This window comes from Aquirufa regiilacus, assembly GCF_032470275.1.
GTDB classification, from domain to species: Bacteria; Bacteroidota; Bacteroidia; order Cytophagales; family Spirosomataceae; genus Aquirufa; species Aquirufa regiilacus.
In genome coordinates this window covers 690738-709659 of record NZ_JAVNWW010000001.1, presented here as the reverse complement: position 1 = coordinate 709659, position 18922 = coordinate 690738, and the positions used below count along the sequence as shown (strand labels likewise).

Genomic DNA, 18922 nt, shown 5'->3' with positions numbered 1-18922 from the left:
TTAGGTTAAAATGAGTTACAAAAATAAGAGAATGTTTGAAGGGAAAAAATGAATTTCTGAATTGTGGACACTTTTTATCAAAAAGATACATTCAATGAGTGAAGAGGTAAGAGGTAAGAGGTAAGAGGTAAGAGTGAAGAGGTAAGAGGTATCGTTCCGTTTAATAGATCAGATAAATAGAAGTAATTAATAGGCTGATCCCTACCCAATGATTTAAACTTAACTTTTCTCGGTATAAAAATTGTCCGACTAACAAAGAAATAATCAACTGAAATTTACCTGCAAACACAATCTGCGTAATGCTTGCAAATTGGTAGGCCACATGCAACAAGATCGACCCCATGATCAAACAAAAAGCCAAAAGGCGTATCGGTCTTTGAGGGACATCATCCAATCGAATTCCTTGTATCCACAACAAAACGCCTACCGTGGTAGTAACACAAAACTCTAACAAAAAACTAAATCGCAGGACACCCAACCAAGAAATTGGGTATTTAAATAGGGTATAGGATACTCCCCAAAAGAAAGACGCCAACAAGCCACCAAGCAGTGACTGAAAAAACTGTCGGGAAGAGGTAAATCGAAACTCGTGTTTATAAATGAAATACCCCCCCATCAAAACAGCTATTAAAGCCCAATAAAAGGTGTTCTTCCAAGTTTCACCTAGTATAAATACGGCAGTAATTAAACCAAAAATATTGAGGGAAGACAATGGAACAACCAAGGAAACAGGAGATTCTTTGACCGATTTGACAAAGAAATACAAGCCCAACCCGCTAAAAAAGCATAGCAAAACACTGATAACTACATTTGATAATTGCATGCTTGGCGGGATGCCCAACCACGGTGTGAAAACACCAAAATAGAAATCCAGTATACAACAAATAAGAAAGAATGTACTGGTATATATACCACGAACGAAAATGATCGGTAAAAAGGGACGGTCGGCCACAACCTTTTTCCAATAGGCATTGCTAAAGCCAAAGAAGCATGAGCTTAAAAAGACCGAGATTATCCCTAACATGCTTTAAAGCTTAGCCGATAAATACTTCCATTGTTCATCCACCCAAGCATATAAACAGGAATATTTATACACGGGATTAAATTTAGCCAACGACTGCGCCATTTGGGTCTTATCATTTTTCAAAAGCCAATACCGCGCCTTCAACAAATAAAACACGTTCAAATTCTGCTTTTCCGGGAAAGTAAATGTGGTACGCAATTCGTCAAACTGATAATTTTCCATCAAATCAATCAACGTGATGTCCCGACCAAAAAGCTCTTGTAAGCGGTAAAAAAACACAATAAAAAACAATTGATCCTTGACGGTAAGCATGCCCTCAAACAATTGATTACAGATTTTGCGATCATCCTTCAGCATCAAATTCCATGCAGCTAATCGCCCTTTCAATATCGGATGATAAGAAATTCGTTTCGCTGCCAAAAGCGCATTGCAATGATCCAATAATTCGTTGGCCAGCGGAATTTGCTGTTGTAAAACGGCCAGTTGAACTTGCATTAATAGCTTGAATAGCTCCATATCTTCCACTTGGTCTACAGAAACGGCCTGAAGCCAACGGCCATAATAGCCTGTTAAGGCATCCTCATCCACAAATAACTGCAATAAAATGCGCTGTGCCATTTCATTGGTCGGCATTAATTGAGCCACAAAATCAATGACGGCTTGATTCCCTTGTTTACTTTGAACAAAGATGGATTGAAAAGCGACATACAATTTCCAGCCAATTTCCTCTTTGTGAAGATCAAAGCTCGTCTCAAAAATGGATTTCAATAAATCAAAGTTTTGAACGTCAATGCATAAATCCACAATGGATTTTAACTGATAGACCTCTTCCCAGGTCGCCAACTGAAAATCACCAATGATGCGTAGAATCAGCTCATCATCATGTTGAATTTGTAATCGGTTTAAGATTAACACATCGTTTAAAAAATCAACTTCAAATTGGTTAACGGCCAACTGGAAATTCGCAAAATCCGGATAGCCTAAACTTTTGCTGATGGAATCTAAGGTAAATCGAGAGGCCTGATTGGAGCCTTTAATGATACCAAAAAGTCTACGTAAGGTATTGTATGAAATTGAGATGCGAGATTGGTTCAAAAGCGCCTCACTAAACTGTTGGCAAGCATAAGCATCTACCAAGTGAATACCATATACTTCATGAATTAATTTCAAAAACCACTTTTTCTCATGAACCGAGATAGGTATAGATGCAGGCATAAAATAGATTTAGAACTTGAAATCAATTTAGTATTTAATTGATGATTTAACCAAATCCCCGAACTACCAAAACGCTTTTCGGCATCAAACTTATTCGAAATCCCTTACTTGAACTCATTTGGACAAGCATGTACTCATTTGGACCACCCGGATTCACAACGAACCGCTAACTAAACTTTCGTGATTTTCAGAAATTGTTTGTAGGCAACAACGTTAAACCGAAGCAATCCGCCCGAAATACTGTTTGAGCTGCAAGAAACCGTATTTACCTCCGTAATGTTGTACGAATTCCCATGGTTTTCACACTTAAAACGTCCATTCACAAAGACCCAAGCACCCCTTATTCCTTGATGTGGACAGCAATTACTAAAGGCTTTTAGTGTTTTTTCATCGGTACGTACGAGCAGCACCCCCGCGTCCAGGATATTGACGTAAGCTAGATTGTTTCCTAGCTTTGAAAAATCAGGATTTGACAGGTTCACAAAAACCAAGTTGCCTTCTTGAAAATACCCTTCCTCGTTGTATTTCGTGGACACCCGTTCGAATTCCTGAATTTCAGTGGCGGACAAATCCGTCACAGGTTCATTCGCTTGTACACAGGCATTCGCTAGGGCGAAAATAGCCATCGAGGGGCAGAGATGTTGAACAAAATCGCGTCGCTTCATGGCGGCAAGAAACAAAATTATTTGATAAAATGAACAAACAGGTTCCTACGAACAAAACCAAACAACCGGACTTGGTGGCCCTTTTCCAAAAAGAGCATATTCAATTCGAAGCCATTGGAATCAAAAAGGATCGATCGATCAATTCCACGAAAGGCCTAACGCCTTATGCTGGGGATTTCGGTATTGCCGAACGGAAACATCTCCTGAATCGAACGTTGATTGGCTATAGCCACTCCAGTTACACGAAAATTCAAAACCTGAACCTCACGGCTTGCGTTGATATGCTGTTAAGTCCTGAGAAGGCCTTTGATTTACCCATCAACGACTACTATCTGGATATCATCGATAATCCCGACGAGGTAAAAGGGGACGTCCCACGTGGAGCCGTTTGGGTAAATGCCACCGAAGTCAATCAGGGTGGGGCGCGATGGGTTTCCTTGAAAGCATGGATGCTCAAGCAATTTAATCAGCAGTCAACCTCCATTCATTGGCGCATGGTGCTTTTCTACAACAATTTGTTGGTCAGCTCCATTCAGAATGCGGGTATCTCAAAAAATGCCTTTTATTATGTCGATACCCTTTTTAAACTATCGCTTGGCAATTTCAAGGAATTGATTTACCAAGTAACCATTGATCCTTCCATGCTCATTTACTTGAATGGAAATCAAAATAACAAATACGCGCCGGATGAAAACTACGCTCGGGAATTACAAGAATTATTCACGGTAGGCAAGGGGCCAAATTCCAAATACACGGAAAAAGATGTGGCCGAAATGGCCAGACTTCTCACGGGCTGGCAATTTGATTGGGAAAAGACCAAAACAACCGAAGGACGCGCCATTGTCAAAAACAACTTTGGCATACACGACACAGGGGATAAACAGTTTTCAGAATTTTACGGCAATAAAAAAATCACCGGTTCCTCAAACCCTGATCGGGCCGAAGGGGAACTTAGGGAAGCCATCGATATGATCTGCGCCACGGATGAAATGTCAAAATACATTTGTCGGCGAGTATACAGTTTTTTCGTAAATCCAAGCATCGATCCAACCACAGAAGACCTCATCATTACACCTTTGGCAAAAATATTCAAAGATGCCAAATTTGAAATCCTACCGGTATTACGGACGCTACTGAGCAGTGAGCACTTCTTCGATAAGATCCATCAAAAAACCATGGTCAAATCGCCCATGGATTTTGTCGTAGGCCTCCTCAAGGAATTTGATTTGCCATTACTCGACAACCTATACCGACTCTTTCCCAAGGGCAGCGATGGAATCTATTACGAATTCAAACGACTCAATGGAATTCAGAATGCCATGATCAGTTTAGGTATGAACATCGGCGATCCACCGAGTGTATCCGGTTGGCCTGCGTATTACCAAGCTCCCGCCTACGATCTATTTTGGATTAATTCAGAAACGATCATCAAACGGGCACAGTTTACGGATGCACTTTTCAATTGGGGACAAGGCGTTTACTACAACGGTACCACGAAAACCTATGCGCAAGTACGCGCGAATTTGGCAAGCTATTTACGCCAATTCAATAATCCGGCGGATTTGGAAGGCTTGGTCGACCAACTTGTCGACAGGCATATTGGCATGAGCATCAGCTCGGATAATCGCCAACTCATCCTGAGCCAAATTATGCAGGGGAATTCGAACTTGAGCTATTGGTCGGAACTTTGGAATGCCTATGTGGCAAATCCATCCGCTGAAAATAGCTCACTGATTCAGAATCGCATGGCGAAGGGCTTGAGCTTAATTTATCAATTAGGAGAATCACAATTATTTTAATGAAGGGAATGAACAGACGGAATTTTTTACACAACATGGCACATCTAGCTGCCATGCCCTCTTTTTTACCCGGTTTGGGACAATTGGAGCTTTCAAACCTGCTAAGCAGTACCGCCGAAGCAGGTAAAATCTTGGTTATCGTCCGCCTCAACGGCGGAAATGATGGCTTGAATACCTTGATGCCCATGGAACAATATGGTCAATTAAAGACTATTCGGCCCAGCGTCATTCTCCCTGAAAACAAATACCTCCCGGTCGCGGGAACCAGTCTAGGATTCCATCCTGCCATGGCGGGCATGAATACCTTGTTGAGCGAAAAGAGGCTTGCCGTCGTGCAATCCGTGGGATATACCAAACCCAATTTTTCACACTTTCGGTCGACGGATATTTGGATGTCGGGCACGGATACTGACCAATATGAGAGTTCGGGCTGGATGGCGCGTTATTTGGAAAGCCAACATCCATCGTATCCAAATACTTACCCAAATCCGAACTTCCCTCATCCACTTTCCATTGAGTTAGGCGGCGAATCGAGTTTACTTTTTCAAGGGCAAAATTCGTTTACCAGCTTAATCTATTCGAATCCGGATCAGTTTTATAATTTGATCAATCCCTTCGTGAATACCTATCCAAGCACGATTCAGGGTTCTCGTTTAGCCTATTTGCAGTTAATCGGGAAACAATCGCAGGTGTATGGATCTGTCGTCCAGTCCGCTTTTCGGTCCGGTACGACACCTTTCGCCTTTGCGGAAAATGACTTGGGTAATCAATTTAAAATTGTTCAAAAGCTGATTTCAGGGGGATTGCAGACGCGGGTTTACATGGTCCAACTGACTGGATTTGATACACATAGCAAGCAGGTGGATACACAAGATGCGACCAAAGGCCAGCATACTTATTTGTTGAAACAAGTGAATGATGCCATCGTGACCTTCATGAAAAACTTGGACGCTCAAAATTTAGGAGATCGCGTTGTAGGGGTTACGCTCTCTGAATTTGGGCGGACAGTTCATTCGAACGGGAGTACCGGAACCGATCACGGGACCGTAGCACCGATGTTCGTTTTTGGAAATTCGGTCAAAGGCGGCGTGATAGGGGCTAATCCGAAAATTCCGTTGGATTATCGAACGAGTGATGAGTTGACGGCCAACTACGATTTCCGACAAGTCTATGGATCTTTATTGAATCAATGGATGGGCAATGACCCTAAAGCGACGAATGAAGTCTTATTTAAGGAATTCCCAAAGGTTCAATTGATCAAATTATTCAATGATTCCGATGGGGATGGGGTCGCAGATGCGAATGATTTATGCCCGGCCACGCCGATAGGCGCTGTGGTGGATATCAATGGCTGTGAGGTGTTTAGTGTGCCCGTAAATAATTATGCGCTCCAAATGTTAGCGACAACGTGTCCCGGCATGAGCAATGGAGCCATGAAAATCGATTTCACCGACAAGAAATACAATTATGTATTGGATGTGAAGGGTCCATCAAATTTTGCACAAACGCTGAAATCAAGTGCGGGTGCGAGTCAATTGTTGGAAAAACTAGTGATTGGAAATTACCAACTGAGCATTAGCATTGAGGGACAGAAAACCTACTTACAACGTTTCGATTTTCAAATCACGGAACCGGCAAGTTTGATTGTTCAATCGATCGTTCGTGCGGAAAGCAATCGGGTGGAACTCGAATTATCGGGTGCGAAGCAATATTACATTCAATTAAACCAGAAGATCTACGAGGTTAATGAATCAAATTGGTCAGGGGAGTTGGCAAAAGGTCCCAACCTGATCAAAGTCTGGACCGATCAAGCCTGTCAAGGAAATTTCTACAAGGAAATATTCAAGTCGGAGCAAATCCGTTGCTTCCCTAATCCCTGCGAAAATGACCTAAACATCTATGTCAGTGGTCAAGATCGCGAAGTTCAGATCGCTTTATTTCATCTGAATGGTTCGAAAGTCATTTCGATGTATCACCAACCTGATGCGAATCGAGTGGTCAAATTAGACCTGAGTGGTCAATCTGCGGGAATTTACCTGGTACAAGTCACAGGAAACACAGTAAATCAACAAGCCAAAATTGTCAAAAAATGATACGATATAGCCTTATCCTCGTTCTAAGTTTATGTTTAATATCCTGTGGGTCGGCGCCGTCAGAAGCGCCAACCCCAGTAACACCTGCGCCCCCAGAAAAGGCACCTGATGCGGTGGAACTGAATAAACCCTTGAATAATACGACCTGTTTGGAGGCGGTGAATACGAATCAGGTCCAGTTTACCTGGACGACGGTTCCTAGCGCTAGCAGTTATGAGATCAAGATTACGAATCTAAAGACCAATGTGACAGAGACGAAGGTGGCAGCGACAAGTCCAGCCTTAATCAGTTTGACGGCAGGGGAGACCTATGCGTGGGCGGTTGTTTCAAAATCGAGCAAAACGACTTTAACGGCTACATCGCCCAGCTGGAAATTTTTCTTTGCAGGAACAGGGGAGAGCTCATCCGCGCCTAATCCCGCCCAGTTGCTATCACCGCTCTCCGGAGAATCTGTTGATGCCTTAAATGGACAAATAAAGCTTAGTTGGAAAGCCACCGACGCCGACACGCCTCAAGAATCCCTGAGCTATGAGATTTACATCGGCGAAGATTTTGCGAAAGTAGCCTTGAATGATGTGCCTAAAGTAAAATCTACGACAAATAGCATTTCGGTGCCCGTCCAATCGGGTAAAATCTATTATTGGATGGTGAAAACGATGGATAGTAAATCGGCGAGCTATTCGTCGGTGAATGGCTTTCGGGTGAATTAAACAGCTTGATAGAATTGAAACCCATTATTATTCGCAATCGTAATTAATGGCTGTAACGTATTCAGTAATGCATCCTTTGGTAAAGAATTAAGACTTGGCGAAATAGGCAAATAATCTTCCAAAAATCGATTTTGTGGACTTTGTACTTTGACAATTTCAAACGCTTGATTTTGAAGTTGGTAAAACGCATCAAAATGCGTTTTAATGTTTGGTAGGTAATTGGATTTTCTTGAATTCTCCGACTTATCGATTGGATACAGATTCCAAATCAAATCATGCGAAACAAATGAATAGGGGACAAAGTGATCGATAGAATAGTTCCTGTTCTCGAAGCTTAATCGCTTTCCTGTATAAATGCAATCAATGGAACCTAACTCCTGAAAAACCAATTTCCAATAAAGATTGGTCTGCTGGCTTAACCCATTCCGAGCGGCATCCTTGATTAATTTATTGGGAATATCGGGAACATTGGGGTTTCTGGCTTGCAGGTAAAGTGATAAATTCCAGTAACAAAAGTCTTTAATCAATTTGGCGTTCTGCTTTAGAAAGTCAAGCCATATGGGATTTATGGAAATTCTAACTTGACACAGTGCATATAAACAGTCCTGTTCAAAGCTTTGGGATCTTACAATAATTTCCTTTTGCGTTTGTTTGGGGAACCAACTCGACAAAAACCAATGTGGTACATTCCTACCTAAATGCTTCAACAAGGAATGTGTGCTTTTATTCGGAGAGGATTCTAAAGCCTGAGTAATTTCCTCTTTAGATGAATGCATCGATAAATGCGGCTCTAGCTGAAGAATCTGTTTGACTAATTCTTGTAATTGATCCGCCTTTCCAAAAGAAACATGAAAATAATTGATTGTAAACCAAGAATTACTAATCATCCGAGCATATAAATGCGTCAAAGGGATTTCCATTTGTCCTTTTTCAACCAATTCAACTATTGAAATCAACCAATAAAACTTATACGTTGCTGTTGTACTATTGAATACTGCAACGAGCTTTTCGATACCTAAGGACCTGGAATATTGGGACATCAAAAATAGGGGTTTAACGGATAAACGATAACATGATAAAATTCATTTTAACAACCTAGGATAACAATGAAATATCCGCTAATTCCTTACCTATACTTTGGACCCCACGGATAATTTTCTCGGATTGTTTAGCAGAAGGATGCTTTTTCCCGCGGACGTATTGAGATAAAAGTGATGGATTCATCCCAATTCGTTTGGCCAGAAAATTGGCATTTATGACTTTGTAAAATTGAAAAAACTGCTTAAAATCTAAATTTAGCTTGATTTGATCCATCGTAACTTGTTTTCCCTCGTCTTCTAAGGCTAAATTCAACGCCTCAAGCAAATTCATATACAGTTCAGGTATCTGTTGAGCAGTTGTGTACACATGCATAGATTCCACAAATGCAGCATACCCAGTACTTGTTTTTTCGACACAGACATCTATCTTTTTTGCTACGATTTTCATGTTTTGCTTATTTTATACCTGCTTGCTTAAATAATACTTTGGCTAAACCTTTACTTAATTCTTGACTCCCGTGATTCGGAAAAATGATGAATCCTGGTTTTGATAAATGCCGTAACTATACATATGAACCTTTTTGTGAGACAGGATACCAGCCATCCCAAATTAGTATTCGATAAGCCTCCGAACATTTCATAGCAAGGTAAATTAAAATATACTTTAAGGCAATTAAATTCAGCATAAATTTTGGCTCAGAAATCTTCAAACCGAGTCAAAAATCGAGGAAAGCCAATATTAATGGAATAAAGCAATACTGCGTTCGGGAAAACTGATAATATTCAAACAATATAAGTTTGTGAGTTAGCTAACTCAAATAGGGATAGGCTAGAACCTCAATTCAATTATACGACATATCGAACGAACGGATAAAATACTTCAATTTAAATGCTTGAAAAAAATCGTTCAATATTATTCTATATTAATATTAAAATAACATTTAGCGTATCTATTTGTTAAACTTAGATGACAAAAATAGCGGAACAGATTAACTTCAATTACATCGATTCAACTTTAGAAGAACTTGAACAAGATGCGTGGGACCGACTATTCATAGGAGCTACCAAAAGTAGAGACTCCTTTCATACGCCATGTGTCGCGACCATCAATCAGGGAGATGTCAGTATTCGTACGGTTGTGCTACGTAAAGCGATTCCCTCAACAAAAGAACTACGCTTTCATACAGACATTCGAAGTAGAAAATGGGCGGAATTAGAACAAAATAATTCGATCAGTGCCTTATTTTATGATGCATCCGCACGCATTCAATTACGCGTGAAAGGAAAAGCCATCCTTCATGTGAATAATGAAATTACTTCCGAAGCATGGCAAAAAACCACGTTATCCAGCAGAAAATGTTACCTAACAGCATTTAGTCCCTCTAGCTTTACGGAATCATCCACCAGCGGATTATCGGAAGATATTGAGCAAGAGAATTTTACCCTTTTGGAAAGTGAAGTGGGCCAAAAGAATTTTGGCATCGTTTCAATCAAGGTTGAATCCATCGATTGGTTGTGGCTAAACCACGCAGGCCATCGAAGAGCTTTCTTTGACTATAAAAATGATTCGTATCAATGGAAGATACCCTAAAAATTTCATGGAGTTTTTCCCCAAGCGATTGAAAACAAAAAAGCCTGCAATAAATGCAGGCTTTTTTAATTTTTAAGTGATCCCGCTGGGATTCGAACCCAGGACCCATACATTAAAAGTGTATTGCTCTACCAACTGAGCTACGGAATCATCAAGCCGAAGCTTGTATATCAATTGACCCACTCGGGAGTCGAAGGGAAGTTCGATCACTGACCGACTTTCATTTGCTTTTAAAGCATTTTATTGCCTTATTGCGATGCAAAAGTAGTAGTGTTTTTCGAATTATGCAAGCAAGGCTTCTAAATAAAGTTATATTTTTTTGTTTTTTTTATCTGGGCTTTACACAAATTGTTCATAGCCAAATAGATAGAAAGGAAATTCATTTGGCAGATTCTTTATTTAAATCCAACCGACTGCTCGAAGCCGAACGCATTTACCTGAAGAACTTGAATCCAAATTCGAGCGAATTCGAAAGTATTCAGTTCAAATTGGCCTACATCGCCAAAGTAAAAAATGACTGGGTTTCCGAATTATATCGCCTTTCCAGCATTCACGCTAAACAAAATACACCGGCCATCGCGAATCGCTTAGCCGAAATAGGAGAGAAGCAACAACTCGACGGATATTCCGTTTCCCTCATCGATCAAATCGAATGGATTTATTTCTCCATTTTCCCTTATCTCTTAGGTGTCCTGTTACTACTTGGACTATACGCAATCATCATTTTATTCCGCAAATACCTACGCAATAGCCGCATTCCTCGGACACAATTGGTCTTTCTCAGTGCATACTTACTTTTCCTGGGCTTATTCACGAACCTACCTGGCTTATTACGATTTGGAATAATTACCAAAGATAAAGCCTACTTACGCGCACATGCATCCTCTGCAGCGCCGGTCATGCAGATACTCAAGAAAGGAAATCGGGTGAATTACTGGAATACCCAAGATATTTGGGTGACCTGCATCGTGAATGGACAAGTGGGTTACATCAAAGCCAGCGATTATTCGGCAATCAACTAAAGGTGCAAGAGCTCAAAGCTCAAATCCATCAATATATCACGGTCAGATTCCGCCGAACCGATGATGCCCTTGAATTTTAAGTCGGCATTTTTAATCGCCTCCAGCATCCGCACAACCTTCGCAATCGGATAATTACGCTTAGCCGTGACATAATCTCGGACAAAATAAGGATTAACACCGATCTCTTTGGCTAATTCATTATCCGATAAAGAACCCAAATCATGCACCATCAATACTTTAGAAAAAGTCCCAAACAAAGTCGCCAATAGAATAGGCAAGGGGTTTTGCTTGGTATTATCAGCCAAATAAAAGGCTATTTTTTGTGCTTTGGCCACATTACGCTGCATCAAAGCCGCTTGATATTCAAATACATTGTATTCCCGACTGATTCCCACATACTTCTCTACCTCTTCTGGACCAATTTCAGCGCCAACAGGACAATTGACAATCAATTTATCAGCTTCATGCGCCATGCGCTGCAAGTCGGTGCCCACATACGAAACCATCAACTCCAAAGAAGCCGCCTGAATCCCGAGCTTATGTTGGGCCAAATAATCCTTCAACCACGAACCCACTTGGCCGTCCTTTACCTTTTTGGAGCAAACGACAACACCATTCTTTTCGAGGAGTGTAAGGATTTTGGTCTTTTCGTTCACTAAACTCTTAATCGTAAATACCAAAAGCGTAGAATCCGTCGGCCGCGCGCAATAATCCTCCCAGGCCTTCATGTCCTCGTTGCCTTTGGCTTCTTTTCCTTTCGCCAAAGCCTCTAAAAAACTAGCTTCTTTAACGATAATGACCTGTTTATCGGCCATCATCGGGTAACGCCGCGCATAGGAAATCACGGAACCCATCGTTTGATCTTTACCAAATAACACGAATTGATTGAAACTCTTTTCGGATTCTGTCAGTACTTGATCTTCAAACGCATCGGCCAGTTGGTCGATAAAAAACGACTCATCTCCATGTATAACATAGATAGGCGCGTATTTTTTCGCTTTGATGTCTTTAAGTACTTCTTGAATTGTTTTTTGCATAAGTGATAGTCACTAGTCGCTAGTCGCTAGTCGGCTGACGCAAAGATAAATAGAAGTTAAGAGTTAAGAACTAAGAGTGAAGAGTTGTTTTATATATTTCAAAGGTTAGTTCATCTCGCCAACTTCTAACCACTTCATTCTTCACTCTTAACTCTTACCTAAAATTCTAAACTCTTTTCCGTACCTTTATCCCTCAAATCAAAACACCCTTTCATGCAAATCGCACCCAATTCCGTTGTTTTCATCTCGTATGAATTAGCATTTCCAGATGAGAATGGCCAACCGGATGTCGTTGAAATCGTAGATGAAAACGAACCGATGGTATTTATTCACGGCTTAAGCGGCCTTCCAGAAAGCTTCGAAGCTAATTTAGTTGGCCTAAAAGCAGGAGATACCTTTAATTTCAACATCGCAGCAGAAGATGCATACGGGAACATTGATCCCAATGCGATCATATCTTTACCAAAATCAATTTTCGAAGTAGACGGCCAAAAAGCTGATGATATTTTGAAAGTAGGCAATTACATCCCAATGACGGATGACCAAGGAAATCGTATGCAAGGTATGGTCGTTTCCATCGGCGATGATCATGTCATGATGGATTTCAACCACCCTTTGGCAGAAAAAGAATTAATTTTTACTGGAAAAGTCATTAAAATCAGAGAAGCTACCGCCGACGAAATCGCGCACGGACACGTGCATGGTGAGGGAGGGGTGCATCATTAAGAGTTAAGAACTAAGAGTTAAGAACTAAGAGTTAAGAATTAAGAGTTAAGAATTAAGAGTTAAGAATTAAGAGTTAAGAATTAAGAGTTAAGAATTAATACAGAAAAAACTCTTAACTCTTCACTCTTAACTCTTAACTAATAAAGATATGAAACCCTCCTTCGATTCCATCTACATGGATTTAGCACAGAGTTTAGCGCTTCGCTCGCATTGTACGCGTGCGCAGGTAGGAGCTGTGTTGACCAAAGATACCCGCATCATTTCCATTGGTTACAATGGACCGCCGCAAGGAACGCATAATTGCGATGAAGATTTCCACGAGGAGGGAGGCTGCCCGAAAGATTCCAAAGGATCTTGTTCTTTGGCTTTGCATGCGGAACAAAACGCCATTTTATATGCATCCAAAAATGGTGCTTCCATCGAAGGTTCTACCATTTATGTAACGCTTTCGCCTTGTATATCCTGCGCGCGTATTATCTACAGTATGAAAATCAAACGGGTAATCTATTTAAATAGCTACGCTGCTTACAAAGGATTAGCTTCTGATGAAGGTGTGGATTTCTTGCGAAAATTTGGGGTAGAGGTTCTTTCCTATCAGGATTTGTAGTTGAGGCTACGCCTCGAAATCCCCAGACTGAAGTCTGGGGTTAACAAAAGCCATACCTGGTATAACCATTGACTTTAGTCTGGGGGATAGCCAAATACTTTTATAACCTCAGACTTTAGTCTGGGGGATAGCCAAATACTTTTATAACCTCAGACTTTAGTCTGGGGGATAGCCAAATACTTTTATAACCTCAGACTTTAGTCTGAGGGATAGCCAAATACTTTTATAACCTCAGACTTTAGTCTGAGGACAAAAAAAAGACTTCGCAAATCTCGAAGTCTTTTTTGTAGCGGGGAGCAGAATCGAAAGCCGTCCGTCGGCTGACGGATATGAATCCAACGTCACATGTCCAACGTCTACAGTCTAAAGTCCAATGTCTAAAGTCCAAAAAAAAGACCTCACAAATTGTAAGGTCATTTTAGTAGCGGGGAGCAGAATCGAAAGCCGTCCGTCGGCTGACGGATATGAATCCAACGTCACATGTCCAACGTCTACAGTCTAAAGTCCAATGTCTAAAGTCCCAAAAAAATGACCTCACAAATTGTAAGGTCATTTTAGTAGCGGGGAGCAGAATCGAAAGCCGTCCGTCAGCTGACGGATATGAATCCAACGTCTAGCGTCCAATGTCTAACGTCCAAAAAAAAAGACCTCACAAATTGTAAGGTCATTTTAGTAGCGGGGAGCAGAATCGAACTGCCGACCTTTGGGTTATGAATCCAACGCTCTAACCATCTGAGCTACCCCGCCGAAATATGGTGCAAAGGTAATCGAAAGGAGTAAGAGTCACAAATATTTTATGAATACTTATTAAATTTGTATTGGATTTGCGATTCATCTGAATTCGTTTACCTTTGTTTATAGGGACAATTTTGCCCTCCCATCAAAACCCCATCGCATGATGCCAGCTTCAAGCTATGAATTTGAATATGAGCTAAAAGCCTCGCCCAAAGTACTTTATCCGTATTTAAGTACGGCCTCTGGACTTCAACAATGGTTTGCCGACAAGGTTACGGTTCAAACGAATCTCGGTTTTAATTTTTTCTGGGATAATGAAAATCATCCGGCAACAATTGTTCACAATAAAGCGAACAAAAGCTTCAAATTAGACTTCACAAAGCCCGATCAAGCCGCACAAAGCGCTTGTATGGAATTCAAGTTAGATGTCAGTGAACTGAGTAATACCACGTATTTGGTCATTACAGATTCAGCATCTACGTTTAAGTCGGCCGACGACGCCCAAGAACTTTGGGATTATTTAACTGATAAACTCAAAGAGATCGTAGGGAGTTAGTATGCGTAAAATAGATAAATTAGTCCTAAATGCCTTTTGGGGACCCTTTGTCCTAACAACACTCATCGTAGTATTCATCTTTTTATTACGTTTAGTCTTGTTCTACTTTGCCGACCTGTTCGGCAAAGACCTTGGTATTTTCGTCTACCTCGAACTATTCTTTTATTTCTCGCTCATCACGCTTCCCCTGGCATTACCACTTTCGGTTTTACTTTCGTCTTTAATGACTTTTGGGAAATTAGGAGAGAACTTCGAATTAACTGCCCTAAAAAGCGCCGGAATCTCTATTTTTCGGGTATTTAGGCCCATCATGATCGTTGCCGTATTATTATCTGGCTTCATGTTTTGGTTTAATAATGTCGCGATGCCTTGGGCCAACCTGAAAGGCTGGGGACTCTTATATGATATCAAAACCACCAAAACAACCTTGAATATCAAGGAAGGGATCTTTTACTCCGACTTACCTGGCTACGCCATCAAGGTAGCAAAAAAGTATCCCGACAATAAAACATTGAAATCGCTCATCATCTACGATCATACACATAATGATGGGAACCGACATGTGACTTTGGCCGACTCTGGCTTGATGTACACGATGTATAACAAGAAATACCTCGTTTTTGAGTTGTTTAATGGCAAGGATTATGTGGAAGATGCCGACCGTGGAAGCAATTTAGATGCGTCTGATTTGGCATTACACCATTTCAAAAAGAGTAAAATCGTCATGTCCTTAGACGCTTTTGATCTACATAAGACAGAAGAAAGCCAATTCGCCCATTACGAAATCATGCGCAATAATATCCAGTTACAAGCGGATGAAGATTCACTGCGCCGTACCATGCGCATCATGAAAACAGGCTTTATCCGTTCGATTGGCCCTAATTTCATGTATTTCCATAAGCCAATTAACCAATCGATCAACGTAGTAAAAAACACCAAATGGGTTGCTGGGCGCCTAAAGAAAGGTTTAGCCGAGAAAACTGCACGAGATCCCATGGACATTGCAATCCAACAGGTTCAAAACATGCAAACGTTCGCCCAAACGAATTTAACGTCTTTAGAAACCCGCCAAGACAAATTAAAAACAACACGTTTGGAATGGCACAAGAAATTCACTACTTCACTAGCCATCTTAGTCATGTTCCTAATTGGAGCCCCTTTAGGAGCCATCATTAAAAAGGGTGGGTTTGGTGTGCCGGTTGTTGTAGCGGTCTCATTCTTCATCTTAATGTACATACTTACCCAACAAGGCGATAAAATGGCCAAAGAAGGGAAGGTGCTCGTGGAAATTGGCGCTTGGATCTCCAATGGGCTTTTAACACTCATCGGAATGTATTTCCTAAAAATAGCCTTGAACGATTCCCGTTTATTTGAATCCGACTTCTACCGCGTACTTTGGGAGCGCCTAAAGACGTGGAAAATGCGTCGGCAGAAATATTCAAGCTAAGCATTTGCGCGTTCCGACAATTCTATGTACTTTTGCGAATTAATTTTTTAATCTTAAACTGGTAAAAGATGTATTTGTCACCCGAAGTAAAAGAATCGATTTTCGAATCAAAAGGGAAAGCAAAGTCAAAAATCGATACTGGTTCTGCTGAGTCGCAAATTGCGTTATTCACTTTCAGAATCAATCATTTGACTGAGCACCTTAAGAAAAACAAGAAAGACCACAGCACACGCTTAGGACTTTTGAAATTAGTAGGTAAGCGTCGTCGTTTACTTGATTATTTAACTCGTACTGAAATCTCACGTTACCGTGCGATCATTGCCGAATTAGGTATTCGTAAATAAATACAAGCAGGGTTCCTTTCATTTAGGAGCCCTGTTTTATTTCTTTTTACCCCGTTTGAATTCATCAAACAAACATTCTACTCACGCAAGGTTGCGTGAAAATTTATTCCGAAACGTATGTCATTTAACATCATTACAAAGCATATTTCGATGCCTGACGGCAAGGAAGTCCAAATTGAAACTGGCAAATTAGCCAAGCAAGCGGATGGATCTGTTGTTATTAAGTCTGGAAATATGATGCTGCTCGCTACCGTTGTAGCAAACAAAGAGGCCAAAGAAGGTGTAGATTTCCTTCCTTTATCAGTTGATTACCAAGAAAAATTTGCGTCTAATGGACGTATTCCTGGATCTTTCTTAAAAAGAGAGGCACGCCTTTCCGATTACGAAATCCTTATCTCGCGTTTAGTTGACCGTGCATTGCGTCCAACTTTCCCAGATGATTACCATGCAGATGTACAAGTGTTGATCAATTTAATCTCAGCAGATGCTGAGGTTTTACCTGATGCATTTGTAGGATTAGCTGCTGCTGCTGCTTTAGCAGTATCTGATATCCCTTTCAATGGTCCTATTTCAGAAGTTCGCGTTGCGAAAATCAACGGAGAATATAAAGTTAACCCAAGCGTAAGCGAATTAGTTGGCGCTTCCCTAGAATTGATCGTTGCCGCTAACGCAAACGACATTTTGATGGTAGAAGGCGAAGGCGATGAAGTTTCTGAAACAGAAATGTTAGAAGCTTTGCGTATCGCACACGATGCAATCAAATTACAATGCCAAGCATTGAACGAATTAACGATTGCTTGTGGCAAAACAGAAAAACGTACATATTCACACGAATCACACAACGAAGAGTTGCGTGCTGAATTGTGGAAAAACTACTACGAAAAGTATCTAACAGTAGCTAAACAAGCTAATCCAAAGAAAGACGAGCGTAAAGCTGCTTTCAAAGCAATCGTTGACGAATACATCGCAACCTTGCCAGAAGGTCACTTGGTGAATCTTTCCTTAGCGAAAGTTTATTTGCACGATATCGAAAAAGAAGCGGCTCGTCAATTGGTATTGCAAGAGCGTTACCGTTTAGATGGTCGTAAATTGAACGAAATTCGTCAAATCACTTGTGAGGTAGATTATTTACCTACACCACACGGTTCATCCGTATTTACACGTGGAGAAACACAATCGTTGACAACTGTTACCTTGGGAACGAAGATGGATGAGCAAATCATCGATCAACCGATGACACAAGGTTACAATAAATTCATGTTGCACTACAACTTCCCAGGTTTCTCAACAGGGGAGGTTAAGCCTAACCGTGGTGTAGGACGTCGTGAAGTTGGTCATGGTAACTTAGCCATGCGTGCGATTCGTAAAGTATTGCCTCCAATGGAGCAATTCCCTTATACCTTACGTGTTGTTTCTGATATCTTGGAATCAAACGGTTCATCTTCGATGGCAACTGTTTGTGCGGGTACATTAGCATTAATGGATGCGGGTGTTCAAATCAAAGCGCCTGTTTCAGGTATCGCGATGGGATTGATCTCCGATTCAAAAACAGGTAAATACGCCGTATTATCTGATATCTTAGGTGATGAAGATCACTTAGGTGATATGGACTTCAAAGTTACAGGTACCGAAAACGGTATCACAGCTTGCCAAATGGACATCAAAGTTCAAGGTTTGTCTTACGAAGTTTTGGCAGAAGCTTTAACACAAGCAAAAGAAGGTCGTTTACACATCTTGAACGAGATGAAGAAAGCGATGCCGGCTGTTCGTGCTGAATTCAAGCCTCAAACACCTCGCGCAACGGTTATCAAAATCATGAAAGACCAAATCGGTGCGGTAATCGGACCAGGTGGTAAAGTCGTTCAAGATATCCAAAAACAATCCGGTGCTACCGTAACGATTGAAGAAAAAGAAGACGGTGGATACGTAAGTATCTTCTCATCGAATGGCGAAGCAATGGCTCACGCGGTTCGCATGGTGAAAAACATCGTAACAGTTCCAGAAGTAGGCGAAGTTTACGAAGGAAAAGTGAAGAATATCCAAGCTTTTGGCGCATTCGTTGAATTCCTACCAGGAAAAGACGGATTATTGCACATCTCTGAAATCTCGTGGGATCGCATCGATACGATGGATGGCGTTTTCAAAGAAGGTGATAAAGTAAAAGTAAAATTAGTAGAGGTAGATAAGAAAACGGGCAAATTCCGTTTATCTGCCAAAGTTCTTTTACCAAAACCAGAAGCTCCCGCACAAGCGGAGTAATATTTTCAATTAATGGGCAAAAGCGAAACCTTTTGCCCATTCAATCTGTTGT

General features: G+C 41.0%; 17 protein-coding genes, 2 tRNA genes and 1 pseudogene. 11 read left to right on the top strand and 9 right to left on the bottom strand.

Annotated features, from left to right (window positions below):
- Nucleotides 1-160: 160 nt before the first annotated feature.
- From PQG45_RS03105 to PQG45_RS03095, 3 genes are all read right to left on the bottom strand, one after another.
- Nucleotides 161-1024 carry a DMT family transporter gene (locus PQG45_RS03105; RefSeq protein WP_315576384.1) on the bottom strand — a complete coding sequence of 288 codons (864 nt, stop codon included), beginning with the start codon at nucleotides 1022-1024 and terminating at the stop codon, nucleotides 161-163.
- Between the two features lie 3 nt (nucleotides 1025-1027).
- Entirely contained in the window at nucleotides 1028-2239 is a 1212-nt protein-coding gene (locus PQG45_RS03100; RefSeq protein WP_316070266.1) for a hypothetical protein, read from the bottom strand.
- Between the two features lie 170 nt (nucleotides 2240-2409).
- On the bottom strand, nucleotides 2410-2904 hold the full coding sequence (locus tag PQG45_RS03095) for a Rieske 2Fe-2S domain-containing protein (protein WP_315576388.1): 495 nt from the start codon (nucleotides 2902-2904) through the stop codon (nucleotides 2410-2412).
- A gap of 29 nt (nucleotides 2905-2933) precedes the next feature.
- Between PQG45_RS03095 and PQG45_RS03090 the strand changes: the two genes are divergently transcribed.
- From PQG45_RS03090 to PQG45_RS03080, 3 genes are read left to right on the top strand one after another with little or no spacing between them, the layout of a single operon-like run.
- Entirely contained in the window at nucleotides 2934-4703 is a 1770-nt protein-coding gene (locus tag PQG45_RS03090) for a DUF1800 domain-containing protein (RefSeq protein WP_316070265.1), read from the top strand.
- Between the two features lie 35 nt (nucleotides 4704-4738).
- On the top strand, nucleotides 4739-6796 hold the full coding sequence (locus tag PQG45_RS03085) for a DUF1501 domain-containing protein (RefSeq protein WP_315576392.1): 2058 nt from the start codon (nucleotides 4739-4741) through the stop codon (nucleotides 6794-6796).
- Complete coding sequence (locus PQG45_RS03080) at nucleotides 6793-7506, top strand: hypothetical protein (protein ID WP_315576394.1); 714 nt, start codon at nucleotides 6793-6795, stop codon at nucleotides 7504-7506. Before PQG45_RS03085 ends, PQG45_RS03080 begins: the two co-directional genes overlap by 4 nt.
- Here the strand turns inward: PQG45_RS03080 and PQG45_RS03075 are convergent.
- The 3 genes and pseudogenes from PQG45_RS03075 to PQG45_RS11795 all read right to left on the bottom strand — a co-directional run.
- On the bottom strand, nucleotides 7503-8546 hold the full coding sequence (locus PQG45_RS03075; RefSeq protein WP_316070264.1) for an HNH endonuclease domain-containing protein: 1044 nt from the start codon (nucleotides 8544-8546) through the stop codon (nucleotides 7503-7505). The two genes, PQG45_RS03080 and PQG45_RS03075, sit on opposite strands and share 4 nt — an antisense overlap.
- Nucleotides 8547-8601: 55 nt before the next feature.
- Nucleotides 8602-8994 (bottom strand): helix-turn-helix domain-containing protein, encoded by a 393-nt coding sequence (locus PQG45_RS03070; protein ID WP_315576398.1) that lies wholly within the window; start codon nucleotides 8992-8994, stop codon nucleotides 8602-8604.
- 7 nt (nucleotides 8995-9001) lie between these two features.
- Nucleotides 9002-9094, bottom strand: a pseudogene (locus PQG45_RS11795) (hypothetical protein); the annotation flags it as partial.
- A gap of 419 nt (nucleotides 9095-9513) precedes the next feature.
- On the opposite strand from PQG45_RS11795, the gene PQG45_RS03065 reads away from it, so the two are divergent.
- Nucleotides 9514-10137 carry a pyridoxamine 5'-phosphate oxidase family protein gene (locus tag PQG45_RS03065; RefSeq protein WP_316070263.1) on the top strand — a complete coding sequence of 208 codons (624 nt, stop codon included), beginning with the start codon at nucleotides 9514-9516 and terminating at the stop codon, nucleotides 10135-10137.
- 77 nt (nucleotides 10138-10214) lie between these two features.
- Here PQG45_RS03065 and PQG45_RS03060 read toward each other — a convergent pair.
- Nucleotides 10215-10287 (bottom strand) — tRNA-Lys (locus tag PQG45_RS03060).
- A 233-nt stretch (nucleotides 10288-10520) separates the two neighbouring features.
- Between PQG45_RS03060 and PQG45_RS03055 the strand changes: the two genes are divergently transcribed.
- Nucleotides 10521-11159, top strand: coding sequence for a hypothetical protein (locus PQG45_RS03055; protein WP_315576401.1), 639 nt, complete (start codon nucleotides 10521-10523; stop codon nucleotides 11157-11159).
- On the opposite strand, the gene holA is transcribed toward PQG45_RS03055, so the two are convergent.
- Complete coding sequence (gene holA / locus PQG45_RS03050) at nucleotides 11156-12196, bottom strand: DNA polymerase III subunit delta (protein WP_315576403.1); 1041 nt, start codon at nucleotides 12194-12196, stop codon at nucleotides 11156-11158. The genes PQG45_RS03055 and holA overlap by 4 nt on opposite strands.
- Before the next feature lie 213 nt (nucleotides 12197-12409).
- Here holA and PQG45_RS03045 point away from each other — a divergent pair, with 213 nt between their 5' ends.
- Nucleotides 12410-12922 (top strand): FKBP-type peptidyl-prolyl cis-trans isomerase, encoded by a 513-nt coding sequence (locus tag PQG45_RS03045; protein WP_315576405.1) that lies wholly within the window; start codon nucleotides 12410-12412, stop codon nucleotides 12920-12922.
- Between the two features lie 148 nt (nucleotides 12923-13070).
- Nucleotides 13071-13529 carry a deoxycytidylate deaminase gene (locus PQG45_RS03040; protein WP_315576406.1) on the top strand — a complete coding sequence of 153 codons (459 nt, stop codon included), beginning with the start codon at nucleotides 13071-13073 and terminating at the stop codon, nucleotides 13527-13529.
- Between the two features lie 673 nt (nucleotides 13530-14202).
- Here the strand turns inward: PQG45_RS03040 and PQG45_RS03035 are convergent.
- A tRNA-Met gene (locus tag PQG45_RS03035) sits at nucleotides 14203-14276 on the bottom strand.
- Between the two features lie 148 nt (nucleotides 14277-14424).
- Between PQG45_RS03035 and PQG45_RS03030 the strand changes: the two genes are divergently transcribed.
- The 4 genes from PQG45_RS03030 (at nucleotide 14425) to pnp (ending at nucleotide 18870) form a co-directional block, all read left to right on the top strand.
- Nucleotides 14425-14820 (top strand): START-like domain-containing protein, encoded by a 396-nt coding sequence (locus PQG45_RS03030; protein ID WP_315576408.1) that lies wholly within the window; start codon nucleotides 14425-14427, stop codon nucleotides 14818-14820.
- A 1-nt stretch (nucleotide 14821) separates the two neighbouring features.
- Nucleotides 14822-16267 (top strand): LptF/LptG family permease, encoded by a 1446-nt coding sequence (locus PQG45_RS03025; RefSeq protein ID WP_315576410.1) that lies wholly within the window; start codon nucleotides 14822-14824, stop codon nucleotides 16265-16267.
- Between the two features lie 68 nt (nucleotides 16268-16335).
- Nucleotides 16336-16611: a 30S ribosomal protein S15 gene (rpsO, locus tag PQG45_RS03020; RefSeq protein WP_315576412.1), complete on the top strand. Its 276-nt coding sequence runs from the start codon at nucleotides 16336-16338 to the stop codon at nucleotides 16609-16611.
- A gap of 117 nt (nucleotides 16612-16728) precedes the next feature.
- Nucleotides 16729-18870: a polyribonucleotide nucleotidyltransferase gene (gene pnp, locus PQG45_RS03015; RefSeq protein ID WP_315576414.1), complete on the top strand. Its 2142-nt coding sequence runs from the start codon at nucleotides 16729-16731 to the stop codon at nucleotides 18868-18870.
- Nucleotides 18871-18922 lie beyond the last annotated feature (52 nt).